Origin of the sequence: Pseudacidovorax sp., assembly GCF_017991995.1 — a bacterium.
GTDB lineage: Bacteria > Pseudomonadota > Gammaproteobacteria > Burkholderiales > Burkholderiaceae_C > Xenophilus.
In genome coordinates this window covers 105788-122117 of sequence record NZ_JAGOPN010000005.1, presented here as the reverse complement: position 1 = coordinate 122117, position 16330 = coordinate 105788, and the positions used below count along the sequence as shown (strand labels likewise).

The 16330-nt window shown below is 73.3% G+C and carries 20 protein-coding genes; 9 read left to right on the top strand and 11 right to left on the bottom strand.

The window, feature by feature from the left end; genetic code table 11:
- The first annotated feature begins 22 nt into the window (after nt 1-22).
- The 7 genes from nifT to KBC94_RS08630 all read left to right on the top strand — a co-directional run bounded on the left by nifT (nt 23) and on the right by KBC94_RS08630 (nt 5163).
- Complete coding sequence (nifT, locus tag KBC94_RS08660; RefSeq protein WP_294368747.1) at nt 23-238, top strand: putative nitrogen fixation protein NifT; 216 nt, start codon at nt 23-25, stop codon at nt 236-238.
- A gap of 7 nt (nt 239-245) precedes the next feature.
- Nucleotides 246-506: a hypothetical protein gene (locus KBC94_RS08655; protein ID WP_294368743.1), complete on the top strand. Its 261-nt coding sequence runs from the start codon at nt 246-248 to the stop codon at nt 504-506.
- A gap of 19 nt (nt 507-525) precedes the next feature.
- Nucleotides 526-1689: a DegT/DnrJ/EryC1/StrS aminotransferase family protein gene (locus KBC94_RS08650; protein WP_017760004.1), complete on the top strand. Its 1164-nt coding sequence runs from the start codon at nt 526-528 to the stop codon at nt 1687-1689.
- Nucleotides 1690-1700: 11 nt separating this feature from the next.
- The gene (locus tag KBC94_RS08645; RefSeq protein WP_294368741.1) at nt 1701-2549 is read left to right on the top strand and encodes an SIR2 family protein; all 849 of its coding nucleotides are present in this window, start codon (nt 1701-1703) and stop codon (nt 2547-2549) included.
- Nucleotides 2550-2759: 210 nt separating this feature from the next.
- A complete protein-coding gene (locus tag KBC94_RS08640; protein ID WP_294368738.1) occupies nt 2760-3077 on the top strand; it encodes a 2Fe-2S iron-sulfur cluster-binding protein in 318 nt (105 codons plus the stop codon).
- Nucleotides 3078-3112: 35 nt separating this feature from the next.
- Nucleotides 3113-4744, top strand: coding sequence for an FAD-dependent oxidoreductase (locus tag KBC94_RS08635; RefSeq protein ID WP_294368735.1), 1632 nt, complete (start codon nt 3113-3115; stop codon nt 4742-4744).
- A complete protein-coding gene (locus KBC94_RS08630; protein ID WP_294368733.1) occupies nt 4741-5163 on the top strand; it encodes a hypothetical protein in 423 nt (140 codons plus the stop codon). Before KBC94_RS08635 ends, KBC94_RS08630 begins: the two co-directional genes overlap by 4 nt.
- A gap of 48 nt (nt 5164-5211) precedes the next feature.
- Here the strand turns inward: KBC94_RS08630 and KBC94_RS08625 are convergent, their stop codons facing one another.
- From KBC94_RS08625 to KBC94_RS08600, 6 genes are all read right to left on the bottom strand, one after another.
- Entirely contained in the window at nt 5212-6030 is an 819-nt protein-coding gene (locus KBC94_RS08625; protein ID WP_294368730.1) for an ABC transporter ATP-binding protein, read from the bottom strand.
- The gene (locus KBC94_RS08620) at nt 6027-7118 is read right to left on the bottom strand and encodes an iron ABC transporter permease (protein ID WP_294368725.1); all 1092 of its coding nucleotides are present in this window, start codon (nt 7116-7118) and stop codon (nt 6027-6029) included. Before KBC94_RS08620 ends, KBC94_RS08625 begins: the two co-directional genes overlap by 4 nt.
- Before the next feature lie 12 nt (nt 7119-7130).
- The gene (locus KBC94_RS08615; RefSeq protein ID WP_294368723.1) at nt 7131-8249 is read right to left on the bottom strand and encodes an ABC transporter substrate-binding protein; all 1119 of its coding nucleotides are present in this window, start codon (nt 8247-8249) and stop codon (nt 7131-7133) included.
- Between the two features lie 22 nt (nt 8250-8271).
- Complete coding sequence (locus KBC94_RS08610) at nt 8272-8796, bottom strand: hypothetical protein (RefSeq protein WP_294368721.1); 525 nt, start codon at nt 8794-8796, stop codon at nt 8272-8274.
- 75 nt (nt 8797-8871) lie between these two features.
- Nucleotides 8872-10377, bottom strand: coding sequence for a hypothetical protein (locus KBC94_RS08605; protein WP_294368716.1), 1506 nt, complete (start codon nt 10375-10377; stop codon nt 8872-8874).
- A gap of 43 nt (nt 10378-10420) precedes the next feature.
- Nucleotides 10421-11875: a cytochrome c peroxidase gene (locus KBC94_RS08600; RefSeq protein ID WP_294368713.1), complete on the bottom strand. Its 1455-nt coding sequence runs from the start codon at nt 11873-11875 to the stop codon at nt 10421-10423.
- A gap of 260 nt (nt 11876-12135) precedes the next feature.
- Here KBC94_RS08600 and KBC94_RS08595 point away from each other — a divergent pair, with 260 nt between their 5' ends.
- Both KBC94_RS08595 and KBC94_RS08590 read left to right on the top strand, forming a co-directional pair.
- On the top strand, nt 12136-12303 hold the full coding sequence (locus KBC94_RS08595) for a hypothetical protein (protein WP_294368711.1): 168 nt from the start codon (nt 12136-12138) through the stop codon (nt 12301-12303).
- 8 nt (nt 12304-12311) lie between these two features.
- Nucleotides 12312-12593: a DUF6156 family protein gene (locus KBC94_RS08590; RefSeq protein ID WP_294368710.1), complete on the top strand. Its 282-nt coding sequence runs from the start codon at nt 12312-12314 to the stop codon at nt 12591-12593.
- 48 nt (nt 12594-12641) lie between these two features.
- On the opposite strand, the gene KBC94_RS08585 is transcribed toward KBC94_RS08590, so the two are convergent.
- The 5 genes from KBC94_RS08585 to KBC94_RS08565 are packed head-to-tail and all read right to left on the bottom strand — an operon-like array spanning nt 12642 to nt 16328.
- Nucleotides 12642-13079 carry an Ohr family peroxiredoxin gene (locus KBC94_RS08585; RefSeq protein WP_294368708.1) on the bottom strand — a complete coding sequence of 146 codons (438 nt, stop codon included), beginning with the start codon at nt 13077-13079 and terminating at the stop codon, nt 12642-12644.
- 51 nt (nt 13080-13130) lie between these two features.
- Nucleotides 13131-13370: a zinc ribbon domain-containing protein gene (locus tag KBC94_RS08580; RefSeq protein ID WP_294368706.1), complete on the bottom strand. Its 240-nt coding sequence runs from the start codon at nt 13368-13370 to the stop codon at nt 13131-13133.
- Between the two features lie 31 nt (nt 13371-13401).
- Entirely contained in the window at nt 13402-13836 is a 435-nt protein-coding gene (locus tag KBC94_RS08575; RefSeq protein WP_294368705.1) for an ArsC/Spx/MgsR family protein, read from the bottom strand.
- Nucleotides 13837-13857: 21 nt separating this feature from the next.
- Nucleotides 13858-14688, bottom strand: a complete 831-nt coding sequence (locus KBC94_RS08570; RefSeq protein WP_294368703.1) for an ankyrin repeat domain-containing protein — start codon at nt 14686-14688, stop codon at nt 13858-13860.
- The gene (locus KBC94_RS08565) at nt 14685-16328 is read right to left on the bottom strand and encodes a nitroreductase family protein (protein WP_294368700.1); all 1644 of its coding nucleotides are present in this window, start codon (nt 16326-16328) and stop codon (nt 14685-14687) included. The genes KBC94_RS08570 and KBC94_RS08565 overlap by 4 nt, the downstream gene beginning before the upstream one ends.
- Nucleotides 16329-16330 lie beyond the last annotated feature (2 nt).

Here is a 16330-nt window from a genome sequence, read left to right as displayed (position 1 = left end):
CACCGAACCTGGAAGCTCACCGATGAAAGTCATGATCCGCAAAGACAGCAAGGGCCTGCTCTCGGCCTATGTCCCCAAGAAGGATCTGGAAGAACCCATCGTGTCGATGGTTCAGCCCGGCCTATGGGGCGGCCTGGTCACGCTGGGCAACGGCTGGCAGCTGGACCTGCCGGCCATGCCCGAGGGCACCACGCTGCCGGTGACGGTGGAAGCCCGCCGCATCGCCGCGGACGAGTGAGGCGGCCATGGCCCTCACCAGCGAACAACTGCGCACAGCCTGCGAGGTGGTGGGCGCAGCGCCGACGGTGCGCGACGCCGCGGCGCTCTGGCGCGCCCGCCATCCGGAGGTGCGTGCCATCGTGGTCGATGCGCTGGACATGCGCGATGAGACGCCGGCCCTGCAGCTGGGCGCGCGCAATGTCTACCTGGCCGCCAGCCAGGGCCATTGCTGGCATGTCACCGCCCGGCCCGAGGAGGCCACGGTGCTGATCCTCACGCAAAGCTGAACCTCGCAGGAGCACCGCCATGGACATGGAAGCCATCGGCCTGGCCGAACCCGACTGCGGCCCGCGCGAGATCGAGCTGGTCAACGCCGTGCTCGAGGCCGCCCGCTGGGGCGACGGTCCCATGCTCGCCTCCTTCGAGCAGGCCTTTGCCGGCTGGGCCGGCCGCGACCACGCGGTGGGCGTGGCCAGCGGCACGCTGGGGCTGTGGATGGTGCTGCGGGCGCAGGGCATCGGCCCCGGCGACGAGGTGGTGTGCGCCGCCCACACCTGGCACCAGATCGCCCAGGCCATCACGCTCGCCGGGGCCACGCCCGTCTTCGCCGACATCGACTACTGGAGCGGCTGCCTCAGCCCCGAGAAGGCGGCGGCGCGCATCGGCCCGAAGACCCGCGCGCTGCTGGCCGGCAACACCAACGGCCATCCCGCCGCCTGGGGGCCGCTGCGCGAGCTGGCCACGGCGCACGGCATCGCCCTGATCGAGGACAGCACCGAGGCCCTGGGCTCGCGCTACCGCGGCCAGGCGGTGGGCAGCTTCGGCGACGTGGCGGTGTTCGACTTCTCCGCACCCTCGGCCCTGTGCACGGGCGAGGGCGCCATGCTGGTCACCGACGACGAGCGCCTGGCGCACGAGCTGCGCTACCTGCGCCAGCGCCGGCTGTCCGACCGGGGTTCGGTGTCGGTGGGCTCGCGCGTGCCGCTGCAGGCCGGCATGAGCGAGCTCACGGCGGCGCTGGGCCTGGCGCAGCTGGCGGGCCTGGACGACCGGCTGGCCGTGCGCAAGCAGGTGGAGGCCTGGTACCACGAGCAGATGCAGAGCTTCGAGGGCATCAAGCCGCCCTACCTGGGCGAGGACGTGGACGAGGTGCACTGGATGCTCTACGTGGTGCACCTGGGCAAGCGCTTCACCGCCAGCGCCCGCACCCAGATGATCGAGGACCTGGCGGCCTGCGGCATCGAAACCGCGGCCTACAGCCATCCGCTGCACCAGCAGTTCTTCTACATGAACGCGGGCGACGCCATCGGCCGCAAGCGCGGTGTGCTGCCCGACACCGACCGCATCGGCGACCGCGCTCTGGCGCTGCCCCTGCACACGCAGCTGGACGCGGACCAGGTCAAGTACATCGTCAAGACGCTCAAGGACACGGCCACCAACGTGGGTGCCGGAGCGGCGATCTATCTCTGAAGAGGACACCCATGACCGACCTGATCCAAGACCTCGCCCGCCGCCTCGACGCCGGTGGGCTGATTCCCTACATGGGCCCCGGCATGCTCGCCCTGTGCAACGACGCGAAGGTGCCCGGCACATCGCTCGCCTTGGCCGAGATCATGACCGCCAAGGTCAGCGTGCCGCACAAGATCCGCAAGCGGCTCACGCAGGCGGCGCAGTTCATCGAGAACTTCAAGCACCGCAAGTCGCTGGTGTCGATCATGGACGAGGCCTTCGCCGCCACGCCGCAGCCCTCGGCCCTGCATGCGGCGCTGGCCGCCAGCGGTGCGCCCCTGTGGATCGACACCTGGTACGACGACACCTTCGGCCGCGCGCTGACCATGGCCCGGCCCGAGGGCGGCTGGGTGCGCATTCAGGGCCTGTCGCAGTCCGAACATTTCGGCCAGTGGACGGGCGTCTATGCCGACGATGGCGAGCACCTGGCCGAGCTGCCCGCCGAGCCTGTCCGCGTGCTCTACCAGCCCATCGGCAGCCGCCGGCCGGCCAGCAACTACCTGGTCTCGGACAGCGACTACGTCGAGGTGCTGACCGAGATCGACATCCAGACGCCCATCCCCGCCATCGTGCAGCAGCAGCGCGCGGGGCGCGGCTTCCTGTTCGTGGGCTGCCGCTTCGACGACCAGCTCACGCGCAGCTTCGCGCGGCAGATCATGAAGCGCTCCGGCGACCGGCACTGGGCCGTGCTGCCCGAGCCGCCCACCCGCATGGAGGCGCGCTTCCTGGAAGAGCAGGGCATCGAGCGCATCGCCATGCCCTTGCCGGACTTCGCCGATGCGCTGGTGCAGGCCCTGGCGCCTGCGGCACTGGCGGCCTGAGAAGGTGTGAACGAACCCGTCATGCCCGCTCGTCCTGCCAAAACACGCCCACTCTGCGTTGCAAATGCTCGCCATAGCCCGAGCTATGGCTGCGCTTTGCGCCTTGATTGGCCGCGTTTTCGCAGTCCGCTCGGCCACGCCGGATTCATTCACACCTTCTGAGCGTCCAGCCATCCCTTTTTCACCACCACCACCACCACGAGACCCGCCATGAGCGACACCGTCACCACCACCGTTCCCCTCACCGTCATGCCCAGCGGCAAGACCTTCGACGCCGAGACTGGCATCACGCTGCTGGAGGCCCTGCGCCGCGCCGGCGTGCTCACGCACGAATGCGACGGTGGCGCCAAGTGCAGCGACGCCTGCCACCTCTTCGTGCTCGAAGGCCGCAAGAGCCTGTCGAAGACCACGCGCGAGGAGAACGAGCGCCTGGACGCCATCGTCGGCGTCGGCGCCAAGTCGCGCCTGGCCTGCCGCGCCGTGCTGGGCGACCAGCCGGTGACGGTGGAAGTGCTCAGCTTCGTCTGAGTCCCGCCCCTGGGCGTCTGTCATCCCTGACTGCCATGCACGCCAGGACTTCCGAGGCTGGCGCTGCCGGCCCTCTCTTCTGCGACGTCGCCATCGTCGGCGCCGGCCTGGCCGGGCTGGCGCTGGCGCGCCGCCTGCACCTGGCCGGCCGCCAGGTCCGCGTGCTGGAGGCACGCGAGCGCATCGGCGGCCGGTTGCTCACGCGCGTCAGCACCGCCACCAGCCAGCCGCTGGACCTGGGCGCCGCGTGGTTCTGGCCCGCCACCGAGCCCGGCGTCGTGGCGCTGCTGGCCGAGTTGGGCCTGGCCAGCGTGCCCCAGCACGACCCGGGCGACGCGCTCTGGCTGGACGATCCCGAGCGCGCCCCCGAACGGCACGATGCCGCCCCCGGCCAGGTGCACCAGGGCGCGCGCCGCATCGAGGGCGGCAGCGCGCGGCTGGCGCAGACGCTGGCCGACGCCCTGCCGCCGCAGGCCCTGTGCCTGACGGCCGCGGTGTGCGAAGTGCACCGGGCGGAAGGCGGCGGCGTGCTGCTGCAACTGGCCGATGGCCAGCGCCTGCACGTCGCGCAGCTGGTGCTGGCCCTGCCGCCGAGGCTGGCCGCCGAGCGCATCCGCTTCGTGCCGGCCCTGCCGGATGCGCTGGCGGATGCCCTGGCGGCCGTGCCCACCTGGATGGCTGCGCAGGCCAAGGCGGCGAGCGCCTTCGGCCGGCCCTTCTGGCGCGAGGCCGGCCATTCCGGCAATGCCTTCGTGCGCCATCCGCAGGCCGTGCTGGGCGAGGTGTTCGACGCGGGCACCGGGCCGCAGGGCACGCTGGCCGGCTTCGTGGCACTGGATGCGCAGCAGCGCCAGGACTTCCGCCGCGGCCTGCCGCTGCTGGTGCACAGCCAGCTCGGCCAGCTCTACGGCGCCGAGGCGCAGGACGGCGAGCTTCACCTGCAGGACTGGGCCGAAGAGCCCTGGACCTGTGCGCAGGCCGACCGCGCCGGCCCCGCCGAGCCGCCGCGGGCCGACGCGCGGCTGCGCCAGCCCTGGTGGGGTAGTCGGCTGTTCTTCGCCGGCACCGAGACCGCCCTGCACGGCGCCGGCCACATGGAAGGCGCGCTGGATAGTGCGCAACGCGTTTCGCACCAGCTGCTGCAGCCGGATGGCACCGTCTTCGCCGCGGCGGTGGACGCGCCGGCCGCCGTCGCCGCCTTCTGCCAGGCCGTGCAGGGCCTGCGCGCCCAGGGCCCCGATCACTACCGCCGCCATCTGGTGCGGATGCTGTCCGGCACGGCCGAGGGCGCGGAGCTGCAGGGCGGCCTGAGCGCCCGCGCGCTGCGCGCGAGTGCCGAACAGTGCTACGGCGAGGCGCTGGCCTGCCTCGACGCGCTGCTGCCCGTGCTGGCGGCCGAGGCCGGGGTGCCGGCGCAGGGGCGGCATCCGCTCACACCGCCGCTGCTGGCCGCCTTCTCGGGCTGGAGCCAGTCGCTGGTCGACGAGGCGCTGGGCTTCAACGCGCGCTCCTGCGCGCTGTCCAACCTGCCGCACGAGCACCGGCCCGACGACGAGGACCGGCGTGCCATCGCCCGCGCGCTGGCCGCGGCCTGGCAGGCCTTTGCGCTGGAGCTCAACGCGCGCCTGTGCGCCGCCGCCGAGGCCGCGGGGGAGTGCCTGGCATGAATGCCTCGCCGGGGCCTTCCAGCGCCGTGCCCGAAGAGGGCGTACAGGCGGCGGGCGGCGGCATCGAGACCGGCGCCCTGCTGGGCATCGTGGAGCAGGCCGGCACCGGCATCGCCACGCTCGTCGAGGGCCTCACCCGCGACGAGCTGCTGCGCTCTCGCCTGACCCGACAGGAGGTACAGCGCCTGCTGGGCCAGATGGCGGCGGCGCTGGGCACCCTGGCCCCGGGCGTGCGCGCCCGCATGCCCGAGCTGGACTGGGACGGCTGGCAGTCGCTCGCGCAGCGCCTGGCCCTTCCGCCCGGGCCGGCGCTGGACGAGGCCCTGGCCTTCGGCTGCGAGGCCGTGCTGCCGGCCACGCTGCTGTGGCTGCGCGTGTACCGGCAGGGGCAGCCCGAGCTGTTCCAGATGGTGCCCTGACGCGACCCCGGCGGCAGGCCCGCGCGCGCCGCGAAGCGGCCCGGGACGCTACCCGTAAGTCCGTCGCATCCAGTCGTCCGCAATCACCTGTTCCGTCCTGCCCTGGGCCATGACGCGGCCGTCGCGCAGCAGCAGCGTCCGCCCGGCGATGGCGCGCGCATGCGCCGGGTGGTGGGTGCACAGCACGACGGCACGGCCCTGCGCGGCCAGACCGCGCAGGATCTGCAGCAGCCGCTGCTGCTGGCCCGGGTCCAGGCCGCTGTCGGGTTCGTCGCACAGCAGCAGGCGGGCGCCCTGCACCAGCGCCCGGGCGATCAGCACCCGCTGGCGCTGTCCGCCCGACAGGCGGGTGTAGGGCCGTTGCGCCAGATCGGCCAGGCCCAGTTCCGCGAGCACCGGGCCGATGCGCCCGCGCGCCCGGGCCGCACCCGGCGTGCCGGCATGCGGCAGCACGCCTAGGGCGGCCACGTCATGCACGGTATAGGGAAAGGGCGGCTCGTGCTGCTGCGGCACGTAGGCCACGCGGCGCGCGAGCTCGCGGCGCGTCCATTGCGCCAGCGGCCGGCCTTCCAGCTGCAGCATGCCGGCCTGCAGCGGCAGCAGGCCCAGCAGCAGGCGCAGCAGCGTGCTCTTGCCGGCGCCGTTGGGACCCATCAGAGCCAGCACCTCGCCGGTCGCCACCTGCAGGTCCACGCCGCGCAGCACCTCGCGGCGCGGGCCCCACAGGCCCTCGCGCCGGGACCAGCGCAGGCCGCTGGCCTGCAGCAGCGGGCCGGCGCTCCCACGGCCCTCGGCATCCGCATCCCGGGCCTCGGCATCCGCGTCGCGGCCGTCGGCAGGCGCGCTCGGGGGCGGTCGGGTGCTCATCCGTTCCAACCCCGGCGGGCCCGGCCCAGTACGGCCAGGAAGAGCGGAATGCCCAGCAGCTGCGTGACGATGCCGATCGGCACCTCGGCGCGCAGGCTGCTGCGCGCCAGGCTGTCGCAGCCCACCAGGAAGACAGCGCCCAGGCAGGCCGAGGCCGGCAGCAGTCGGGCGTTGGTCGGGCCGGCCAGCAGGCGCGCCGCATGCGGCACCACCAGGCCCACCCAGCCGATCATGCCGGCCAGCGCCACGGTGAGTGCCGACAGCAGCGTGGCCAGCGCGATCACCGCCAGCCGCAGCGCAGGGGCCGGCAGGCCCAGGCTGCGCGCCTCGTCGTCGCCCATGGCCAGGGCGTCCAGCCAGGGGCCGGCCAGGCACAGCAGCAGCGCGCACGGCAGCAGCAGGGGCGCGGCCAGGGCCAGCTCGCCCAGGCCGGCGTGACCCAGGCTGCCCATCAGCCAGTAGACGATGCCCGGCAGCTGGTTGTAGGGATCGGCCAGCACCTTGGCCAGCGAGAGCAGGGCGGTGAACAGGGCGCCGCTGACGATGCCGCCCAGCACCAGCATCAGCACCGTGGCCCCGCCGAAGGCCTGGGCGATGGCCACGCCCAGGCCCACCGCCAGCAGCCCGCCGCCGAAGGCCAGGCCCTGCACCACCGGCCAGGGCCAGCCGGCCACCAGGCCCAGGGCGGCGCCGGCGCTGGCGCCCGCCATCACGCCCAGCAGGTCGGGCGAGACCAGCGGGTTGCGGAACACGCTCTGGTAGGCCGCGCCCGACAGGCCCAGCGCCCCGCCCACCGCCAGCGCCGCCAGCACGCGCGGCAGGCGGATGTCGATCAGCAGCCGGTGCAGCAACTGCGCCTGCATGTCCGGCAGCTGCACCAGGCCCAGGGCCGCGCCCAGGCCCCGCAGCACGTCCGCGAGCGGTAGCGGGTAGCGCCCGCTGCCCAGCGCGAACAGGGCGGCGGCCAGGGCCAGCGCGGCACAGGCCGCGGGCGCGCCGGCTTCAGGCCATGCAGGGCGACGGGCCGCCGCGCCCTCGGGTGCCTGCGGGTCGCACACGGCGTCCTCATGGGTCCAGCCGGTGAACATGGCAGCACGCGGCTATGGCCTGGATGGCGCCGCCATGCCGCCATGGTGCATGTGGGGCGGCGCCTCGGCCGGCGCGGACGACGAGGCCGCCATGAGCGCACGCACCTGCTGCGCATCGAGCGGGATGCCGAAGAAGAGCCGGTAGAAGGCCGGCACCGCCTGCTGCGCGTCGAAGGCGAAGCGCTGCGGATAGAACAGGCCTGCCAGCCACTGGATGCCCAGCGCGCGCGTGGCCGAGGGCGGGCGGTCGATCCAGTTGAAGGGCAGGCGCGGCACCAGGTGCACGCGGCCCTCGCGCACCGCGCGCAGTCCGCGCCAGCGCGCGTCCTCCTGCAGGCGGGCCATGAAGGCCGGCTCCTGCACCACGATCACGTCGGGGTCGTACTGCATCACCTGCTCCAGGCTCACCCGTTCCAGGCCCTGGACGGAGGACTGCAGGCAGCGGTGCACGTTGACGCCGCCGGCCAGGGCGATGGCTTCGGCGTGGAAGGACTGGTCGCATTCGGTGGCCAGGCCGTCAGTCTGCTCGGCGTAGTACACCCGCACGCGGTGCGCGGGCGGCACGCCGGCCACCGCGCCCTGCACGCGGGCCAGGGCGTCGCGGATGTAGTCGCCCAGCAGGCGGGCGCGCTCGTCCAGGCCCAGCGCCCGACCGGCCAGGGCATAGGCGCGCGGCCAGTCGGTCAGCTGCTCCAGCCGCAGCATCAGCACCGGGGCGCCGGTGCGGCGGCCCAGGGCCAGCGTCTCCTCGTCGTTGGAGAGGCTGAAGTGCCAGCCCAGGACCAGGTCGGGCTTGAGGACGATCAGGGCCTCGGGGTCGGCGAGCAGGCCGTGCCCGGCCACGCCGCCGAGCACGGGCAGCGCGGCGAATCCGGGGGGCGCATAGGCCGCCGCCCCGGGCGGCAGCGCGAAGTTGAGGCCGATGGCGCGCTCGGGCGCCAGGCTGGCCAGCAGCACCATGAAGGGCGGCGCGCTGCCGTAGACGCGCTGCGCGGGCGCGGGCAGGTCCAGGCGATGGCCCAGGTCGTCCACCAGCTCGACGGCGCGTGCAGCGCCGGCCAGCGTGGACAGGCCCAGCAGGGCGATGGCGGCGGCGCCGCGAAGGCGCCGGGAGAGGTCGATGCGGGGCATGGAACGGTCCTTCGCCAGGGTCTCACCACAGCCGGTGCAGGTCCACCGACGCCAACTGGCGCACGAAGCGCGGGCCGGTGTGGGTGTCGTGCAGGCTCAGCAGCGCGAAGGGGGCGGTGTGGGCGTCCAGCGGCGCGCGGGCGCAGTCGAAGGCCAGGTACACGCCCTCGCCGACCTGCGTGTGGAACAGCTCGCCCCACGAGAACAGGGCCCGGTAGCCGTCCGCGCTTTCGGCCACCACGGCCGTGCGCTTGAAGTCGGTGCGCTCGCCGAAGGCGGGCTCGGCATGCTCGATCAGCCGGCGCAGCGGCACGCCGCGCATGGGCCGCGGACCGCCGTGCGCGCCGTCGAGCGTGCAACGGACGACGAAGCCCGGCACGTCCTCGGCGCCCATGGCCTCCAGGGCCTGGGCATCCAGGGCCACGGACCGGCGGACCCAGCCGCCGATGTGGACCTGTGGCCGTGGCGGCGGCGCGGGGCGCCGCAGGCCATGTCCGCACATCGGGCCGGGGCCCGGCCAGGCGGGGGATGAGGGCTGGGGGTTCATGGTGCACTCCTGGTGGGGATGGCAGGGAAAGCGGTGAAAGCGTCGAAAGCGGGATGACGCGCGCCCGGGCACGGGTCAGTCGGCGTAGTACACGGCCAGGCTCTTGATGTTCTGCTGCAGCCGCTCGCCGACGTCGATCCAGGCATTGCATTGCCAGACCGTGCTGGCACAGGTGGCGGGCATGGGATACCAGCGGCCGAAGGGGATGAAGGGCTGGGCGTCCTCGGTGGAGACCAGCGCCACGGACATGTAGTTGACCTTGTCGCCGTTGGCGTCCATGGCGCTGGTGTAGGTCGTGGGGTCGGTGCCGTTGGTCTTGGTGCAGTTGTCCAGGCTGACCCAGCAATTCATCATCATGTTGTTGCCGGAGCCCGCACGCAGGTCGTCGGTGACCAGCAGCACGCCCTGGTGGCGGCTGCGGTTCGCACTGCCGGGGCTGCCGCCGCCGGTACCCACCACGGAGTTGTAGAGCTCGCCGCACGAGAACAGCGCCGGCTGGTTGTTGGCACTGGTCAGCACCACGAAGCAGCGGTTCTTCTGCGCCGGCAGTTCCAGGCCGGCCGCGTCCAGCACGTCGGTCAGCCGCACGCCCTGGCCCCACAGGTAGACCGTGTGGCGCGGGCCGTAGGTGTGGAAGTAGTAGGTGGGCAGGCTGGCGGCGTCCTTGTCGCCCACCATGGTGACGGCGTAGTAGCCCTGGCTGGAACTGGTGGACAGGGCCGGCGATGTAACGGCGATGGGCCGCTTCACCCGCCCGCTCACCTGGAAGGCGATGGCGTCGGGCGTCACCGCCGCGGCCGAGGCGGGGGAAGACAGCGTGTAGCTGGTGGCCGCGTACTCTTTTCGCACGCCGATCGTCTGCAGGCGTGCCACCTTGCGCAGCGCCGGGTCGGTGTCGTTGGCGGCGAGCACTGCCATGCGGCCTTCGGCATCGGGCAGGGTGGCGCCGTTCTTGAGGTAGGCCACCACGGTGGCGTTGCCGTTGGTGGTGCGGATCAGCTCGGTGAAGCTGAACACGGCCTTGTCGCCGCCTGCGCCACTGGCGATCACCGCGGTGGTGACGCCGAAGGCGCCGGTGTTGTAGTCGGCCGGTCGGAACCGGGTGGCGCGCACCACCACGTCCGCCAGGCGGAAGCCGGTGTAGCTGTCGGGGCCCACCTTCACCGTGACCGGGCTTTCCGCCACCGGGAAGGTGGTGGCATCGGCCATCAGCGCCTTGAGCGTGTCCACCGTGATGCCGGTGCGGGCGACGAAGTAGGGCGTCGTGCCCGAGGGGCTGTTGGCGGGGTTGGTCGGATCCTGCGCGGTGCTGGGGTCTGCCGGCATCAGGCTCTGGCTGCCCGCGGCCTGCACGTCGAAGCTCATCGCGGGTGTGACCGGCGGCGTGGCTGCGGGAGACGACGGGGTACTGGTGCTCGCCGGCGTGCTGCTGGTGGCGGAAGTCGTGGAGGTGGTGGATGCGGGCGTGCTGGCCGCAACGAAGGCCGCGCCGTCCCCGCCGCCCCCGCCGCAGGCCGTGGCCAGGACGAGGCTGCCGAGCAGCAGGGAGGGAAGGCGCAGGGCGAAGGGTCGGTGGTGCATGGCGGTGGGGCGGGTGGGAAAGCGGAGGGAAGGGAGGGACGCGTCAGCGCACGGCCGTGTTGTTGCCGTCGGCCAGCACGTCCAGGAAGGCCAGCAGGTCGGCCAGCTCGGTGTCGGTCAGCACGACCGGCGTGCGCATCTCGGGCGCCAGCCGGGCCAGCATGTCGGCATACAGGGCCGGCGCGTTCTGGCTGTCCTGGCAGGGCACCGCATTGCCGGCCACGGACGGAGTAGCCGGGCAGCGGAAGGCATTGGCCGCGCCCGCGGCATCCAGGTGATGGCGCACGACCTGCTCCAGCGTGGCGTACACGCCGTCGTGCATGTAGGGGAAGGTGTTCTTCACCTCCCACAGCGAAGGCGTGAGGAAGGCGTAGCGGTCGGCGTCCAGGCCGGTCGTCTCGTAGCGGCCCAGGTCGCGTGGCGGCGTCTGCGCGGCGCCGCTGCCGAAACCCGGGCCCTGCTGGGGCACGGCCAGGTTGTGGAACTGCTGGTCGCTCAGCAGCGGCCCGGTGTGGCAGCCCGCGCAGCGGGCCTGGCCGAAGAAGAGCAGGCCGCCGCGCTTGGCCGCCTCGGGCAGGTCGCCGGTGCCCGCGGCGTAGGCGATCAGGCGGTTGCTGCTTCCCAGCTCGTACCAGCGCTGGGCCTGGAAGGCCGACAGCGCGTTGGCCGCCTGGGCGATGCCCATGTCCGCGGGCGCCATGCCGGGGTAGGCCGCCGCCAGCTGGGCGGCAAAGCCGGCGTTGGCGCGCAGCCGCTGCATCAGCGCGTCCCACACGGGCTGGGGGTTGTGCTCCACCGCGTCGTCGCTGACCAGGTCGGCCAGCGCGTTGCCATCCGCGGGGTCGTAGGCACCGAGCATCTCGGTGCGCGAGATCAGCGGAAAGAGCGCCTGCGCGGCCGTCACGTCGCGCAGCCCCGCGGGCAGGCGGTTGCCCGCGGGTGTGTCGAAGCCGCCGTCGGCCCGCACGGCCACCCGGCCGTCCCAGAACAGGAAGCGTCGGTTGCCCTGCCCATGGTTGACCAGGGCCGGCGTGTTGCGATGGATCACCGGTGTGCCGCTGCGCGTGGGCGGGCTGCCCGTGCCGTCGACCCCGATGCCCAGTGCCAGGCCGTCCACGCCGGCATTGCCGGTGGCGTGGCAGCTGGCGCAGGCGACCTTCTGGTTGCCCGACAGCAGGGTGCTGGAGAAGAGGTTCTGGCCCAGGGCGAACAGGGCGGCGTCCACCACGGGCCGGGCCGGGGCGACGATGCCGTTGGCCGAGAGCTGGGCGCGCAGCGCGGCGTCCAGATCGACGGCGGCCACGGGCTGATCGGAGACCGCAGTCGTCGTCGTGTCGGCGGCGGTTGCGGACGATGTGCCGGCGTCTGCCGTCGTGCCGCTGGCGGCTGCCGGCAGTGCCAGCCCGCCACCACCCCCACCACCACCGCCGCCACAGGCAGAGCACAGCAGGGCCAGAAGGCTACTCAGAAGGGCGATGCGCAGACGCGAAGCAGGCATGGAAGGGAGCAATTCAATATGTCGTCGAGTACATAGCGTTTGCAACCCGTGTGCCATCCCGTCAGGTGCCGTGAAGGGCGGATTCCAGGCGGTTTGCGTGCCGCGAAGCCGACAGAACGGACAGCGCCGGTCGGCTTTGCGACAGAACCGGAGCGCGCGCCCCGGCCGCCGGCCGGTGTTCGTGCGTGCAGCGACTTCGCAGGGGCGCGGCATGCGCCTTGCAGTCCACGGCGGCATCGCCTGTCCGCGCCTGCCCGACCATGAACGTGCTCCAGCTCATCGAAGCCCTGCGCCGCCTGCCACCGCAGGCGACGGTGCTGCTGGAGGGTGACGGCGGCTATTCGCCGCTGGGCGGCGTGGAACTGTTCAGCCCCGGCGGCGGCCAGCCGGACGAGGTTCTGCTGCAGCCGGACATGACGCCGGATTGAGGGATGCCATGAACGAATCTGCCCAGTCCGGCTTGCGCTACTTCAGCAGCTACAGCGGCCGGGGCCTGCCCCTGCGGCTGGTGGGCGAGCTGCCGCCCGAGGCCATCGCCCACCGCAACACCTGCTTTCGCGCCAGCTACGACGAAGCCGGCCGTCCGCTGTGCATCGAGAAGCTGGTGTACGGCGCGGTCGAGATGCGCTACGACTACCGCTGGGCGGCCGATGGCGCCCTGGCGGGCGTGACCGTGAGCGAGGAAGGCGAAGCACCGCGCGAGCTGGTGCTGGGCTGAAAGGGGCAGGGCGCGCAGCCGCGCCTCCTGAGAGGTGGGGCGGGTTGCTCAGGCCGCCACCGGCGTGTCCAGCACGGCCTTCACGTTCAGCGTCATGTTGTTCTTGGTGGCGTCCGCATAGGGGCAGATGCCCCGCGCGCGCTCGACCAGGTTGTCGGCGGTGGGCTGGTCCAGCGTGCCGGCCATGAACAGCGTCAGGCTCAGGGCCATGCGGTAGGCGCCCTCGAAGGTGACGTACATCGACAGCGTGGCCTCCGCATAGCAGCCACGCAGCGGCAGCTTGTCGGCACGCGCGATGTGGCGCACCGAATGCTCGAAGCAGGCGGCGAAGGCCGCTGCGAAAAGCTGCTCAGGATTGGGCGCGCCGCCCGGGCCGCCCATCTCGGTGGGCACGGCCAGCTTGAGCTTGAAGCCGCCGTCCTCGCTCTGCACCTGGCCGCTGCGGCCGCCCTGGGTGAGCATGGTGGTCTTGTAGACGATGTCCATGGCCTTGTTCCTTGTCGTCGATGGATGGGGCTGCGGCGCTGCCGTCCACTGCTACTTCAGCAGCTTCTTGCGCTCGGCCGGGCTGAAGTGGCTCAGGTGGCCGGCCGCCGCGGCCGCGCGGCGGTTGGACATGCGGATCGCCTCGATCTTGCCGGCGGGCGCGATGCGCGAGAGGGCCTTGTCCACGGCGGCGCTGCCGCAGGCAGGGCAGGCGGGCGGCGTGGCGCCGGCCCGCACCAGCGCCTCGAAGCCGTGGCCGCATGCGCTGCAGTGGTAGTCGTAGAGGGGCATGGGGCGCTCCAGATGGCAGAAGGAATGGATCTCAGGGCGACGGGGCAGGACAGCCCCCGGAGGCATGGGGCGCGGCGGCGCAGCCTTCCAGGGCCGCGGGCGCCGGGGCGTTGGGTCCCAGGCCCACCCAGTCGTGCACCTGCTGCGTGTCGAAGCCCACCATGCGGGTGTCGCCCCACTGCATCAGCGGGCGGCGGATGAGCAGCGGCTCGGCCAGCAGCAGAGCCAGGGCCGCGTCGGCGCCCAGCGCCTCGGGCACCACCTTGCCCGACTTGACGCGCGGTGCCGCACGGTTGAACCACTGGGCCACCGGCAGCGGCGCCAGGAAGTCCAGCAGCGTCCCGGCCGTCCAGGGCCAGGAGAGCAGGTCACGGGTCTCCAGCGTGTGGCGGGCGCCGCGCAGCAGGGCCTTCTGGCGCGCGTTGCCGCCGCAGCCGGGCTTCTCGTAGAAGACGATGTGGGCCATGACGTGCTCGTTCACCGCTTCTCAGGCCGCCAGCGCGGGTCGTGCGCGGCGTTCGACCTCGCGCAGCAGCTGCAGGCATTCGAGGTTGGCCGCCATGTCCAGGGCGGTGAAGTCGTCCTGCGTACGGGGGCGCCAGTCGGCGCCCAGGGCGAGCAGGGTGCGCAGCACCAGGGTCTTGCCGGCGGAGGAGGCATACATGAGGCAGGTGGCACCGACCTTGTTGGCATGGTCCAGCGGGACGCCGGCCTGCACCAGCCGCTCGATCAGCGCCGGCTCGCCATGCACGCAGGCCAGCCACAGGGCGTTGTTGCCGTCGGCATTGGTGGCGTCCAGCGCCACGCCGTGGGCCAGCAGGGCCTGCACCGCGTTGGCCTGGCCGCGCCAGGCGGCGAGCATCAGCGGCGTGTTGCCATGAGCGCCGCGCACCTCGGGGCCGGCCAGGCCCTGCTGCGCGAGCCAGGCGGCCAGGGCCGGCGCCACGGGGCGGGCGGATGTGGCCGGGGGTACGGCGTGCAGCTCGGCCGGGCGTGCGGCAGCCTGTGCGTGGGCGAGCCAGGCCGCATGGCCGCCGATCAGGTCCACCACCTCGGTGAAGCCGAAGTCCGCGAACATCTGCGCCCAGGTCTGGCTGGCGCGGCCGTGGTAGCAGTAGATGAACACGGGCCGCCGACGGTCGGTACGCAGCAGCAGGGCGTCCTGGTTGTCGCCGCTGAGGCGCAGCGCGCCGGGCAGGGCGTCCTGGGCGTGGTGGGCGGCGTCGCGGGCGTCCAGCACCAGCGCCTGGGGATGGCGCTCGCGCCAGACAGGCAGTTCGGCGGCGGTGAGGCGGCGGTAGGTGCGTTGTCCGGTCATGGCGGCAGGGGGGCGGGGCTTCGGTGGGGATAGGGCGGTTCGGTGCGGATGCGCTCGTCGCGCAGGGCCTGCCCGACGCTGAAGTGGTAGAGCACCTGCCACTGCGCTCCGGCGACGGGCTCGGCTGGCAGGCCGACGAGGGCATGCACCTCGTCGTCGAAATAGCAGCCGATGCCGGTGCCGGCCAGGCCGGCAGCCTCGGCTTCCAGGTACAGCACCTGGCCGGCCAGGCCGGCTTCTCGCAGCAGGGCGCGGTAGCGGGCGGGCTCGGTGCGCAAGGGGGCCAGGTCGGCCAGCAGGGCGATGACGAACACCGCGTGCGCGCCCAGGGCCTGGTGGCAGCTGAGGGTGCGCAGCGCGGCCGGCAGGCCGTCGTGCAGGGCCAGGCGCCACAGGGGCAGCGGGGCTTCATCCACGCGCTGCCAGTCCAGGTGGGGCAGGGCGGCCTGCAACGAAGGCATGGCGCCATCGCCAGCACCGTCGGCGCCGCGGGGGAGCAGGTAGGCGCCGGGCGCGAGCCCGTCGACGCGGTGGGCGAAGAGCACGGCCTGCACGGCGGGCGGCTGCGGCAGGACGTCCCACGGGAGCACGGCCGCATCGCCCCGGCGGGGCTGCAGGGCGGCCAGCAACGGCCAGAGCCGCTGCGCCGGCAGCCGGGTCGTCGGGTCGAAGCGCTGGGCGCTGCGGCGGTGGCGGATCAGCGATTCGGCGTGTGCCTGCGCCGGTGGCGTGGTGGCCACCGCAACCGCAGCGGTCGCAGCAATGGCTGGGGGCCGTGGCGCGGCATCGCCAGCCTTTGCGGGCGGGGCGGCCTGCGCGCGGGAGGCGCGGGCGGCTTCGCCGATCACGGGCCAGCGGTACATGGGATGCGCGTCGAGCCGGTTGGCACGGCCCTGCCAATCGTGCAGGCCGTGCCAGTGCACTTCCAGCGGCGCGCCGAAGTCCAGGGCCAGCAGCAGCTCCGGCTCTTCGGGCTCGGCATCGGCGAAGTCTTCGGGCCGGTCCAGGCCCAGGCCGCGGGCGATGGCCTCGTGGCCGGGGCGCAGGTCGTGCAGGCGCCAGCCCAGCAGGGCGGCGGCGTAGCGCAGGGCGCCCAGCGCATGGCCGGCATCGAGCTGGCAGTAGCGGAAGGCGCGCTCGCCGTACTTCCAGGCTTCGCGCCAGTGGATGGAGGACAGGCCCACCGCAAGGGCGGGGGCCGTGCCGGGCGAAGCGGCCAGGCTGGCGCGCCGCTCCAGCGCATGCAGCTCGGGGGTGTAGTGGTGCAGGCCGTCGGGCAGGCCCGCCACGCCGCGCGCCAGCAGGTAGCCCTCGGTGGGATGCAGGTTGCCGCTGGAGGGCGTGCAGCGCACGGCCCAGCGGTCGGGGCCGGCCTGCTTCCAGGCCGACAGCGCCAGGCTCAGCTCGAACAGCAGGCCCAGGCTTTCCAGCGTGGGGGCGGCGGGTGGGATGGCGCCGGGGGCGAAGAGCGCGCCCCAGGGCGTGCGCCGCTGGGCCGCGGGCAGCGGCAGCGCCACCTGCGGCGCGCCGGCATAGCGCCGGAAGGGGTCGGGCTGCGCGTCCCAGTCCAGCGTCTCGGGCCCGGCCGCATAGCGCTGCGGCCGGTGCTTGGTGCGCGCGTGGTAGGCCAGGAGGGGCATGG

What these genes read in the sequence shown, in the direction of transcription:
- KBC94_RS08600 (WP_294368713.1), bottom strand. Translation starts at nt 11,875, where the DNA reads ATGCCTGCTTCGCGTCTGCGCATCGCCCTTCTGAGTAGCCTTCTGGCC.
- nifT (WP_294368747.1), top strand. Translation starts at nt 23, where the DNA reads ATGAAAGTCATGATCCGCAAAGACAGCAAGGGCCTGCTCTCGGCCTAT.
- KBC94_RS08585 (WP_294368708.1), bottom strand. Translation starts at nt 13,079, where the DNA reads ATGGACATCGTCTACAAGACCACCATGCTCACCCAGGGCGGCCGCAGC.
- KBC94_RS08625 (WP_294368730.1), bottom strand. Translation starts at nt 6,030, where the DNA reads ATGAGCACCCGACCGCCCCCGAGCGCGCCTGCCGACGGCCGCGACGCG.
- KBC94_RS08635 (WP_294368735.1), top strand. Translation starts at nt 3,113, where the DNA reads ATGCACGCCAGGACTTCCGAGGCTGGCGCTGCCGGCCCTCTCTTCTGC.
- KBC94_RS08610 (WP_294368721.1), bottom strand. Translation starts at nt 8,796, where the DNA reads ATGAACCCCCAGCCCTCATCCCCCGCCTGGCCGGGCCCCGGCCCGATG.
- KBC94_RS08650 (WP_017760004.1), top strand. Translation starts at nt 526, where the DNA reads ATGGACATGGAAGCCATCGGCCTGGCCGAACCCGACTGCGGCCCGCGC.
- KBC94_RS08575 (WP_294368705.1), bottom strand. Translation starts at nt 13,836, where the DNA reads ATGGCCCACATCGTCTTCTACGAGAAGCCCGGCTGCGGCGGCAACGCG.
- KBC94_RS08570 (WP_294368703.1), bottom strand. Translation starts at nt 14,688, where the DNA reads ATGACCGGACAACGCACCTACCGCCGCCTCACCGCCGCCGAACTGCCT.
- KBC94_RS08580 (WP_294368706.1), bottom strand. Translation starts at nt 13,370, where the DNA reads ATGCCCCTCTACGACTACCACTGCAGCGCATGCGGCCACGGCTTCGAG.
- KBC94_RS08615 (WP_294368723.1), bottom strand. Translation starts at nt 8,249, where the DNA reads ATGCCCCGCATCGACCTCTCCCGGCGCCTTCGCGGCGCCGCCGCCATC.
- KBC94_RS08620 (WP_294368725.1), bottom strand. Translation starts at nt 7,118, where the DNA reads ATGTTCACCGGCTGGACCCATGAGGACGCCGTGTGCGACCCGCAGGCA.
- KBC94_RS08565 (WP_294368700.1), bottom strand. Translation starts at nt 16,328, where the DNA reads ATGCCCCTCCTGGCCTACCACGCGCGCACCAAGCACCGGCCGCAGCGC.
- KBC94_RS08655 (WP_294368743.1), top strand. Translation starts at nt 246, where the DNA reads ATGGCCCTCACCAGCGAACAACTGCGCACAGCCTGCGAGGTGGTGGGC.
- KBC94_RS08645 (WP_294368741.1), top strand. Translation starts at nt 1,701, where the DNA reads ATGACCGACCTGATCCAAGACCTCGCCCGCCGCCTCGACGCCGGTGGG.
- KBC94_RS08590 (WP_294368710.1), top strand. Translation starts at nt 12,312, where the DNA reads ATGAACGAATCTGCCCAGTCCGGCTTGCGCTACTTCAGCAGCTACAGC.
- KBC94_RS08640 (WP_294368738.1), top strand. Translation starts at nt 2,760, where the DNA reads ATGAGCGACACCGTCACCACCACCGTTCCCCTCACCGTCATGCCCAGC.
- KBC94_RS08605 (WP_294368716.1), bottom strand. Translation starts at nt 10,377, where the DNA reads ATGCACCACCGACCCTTCGCCCTGCGCCTTCCCTCCCTGCTGCTCGGC.
- KBC94_RS08595 (WP_294368711.1), top strand. Translation starts at nt 12,136, where the DNA reads ATGAACGTGCTCCAGCTCATCGAAGCCCTGCGCCGCCTGCCACCGCAG.
- KBC94_RS08630 (WP_294368733.1), top strand. Translation starts at nt 4,741, where the DNA reads ATGAATGCCTCGCCGGGGCCTTCCAGCGCCGTGCCCGAAGAGGGCGTA.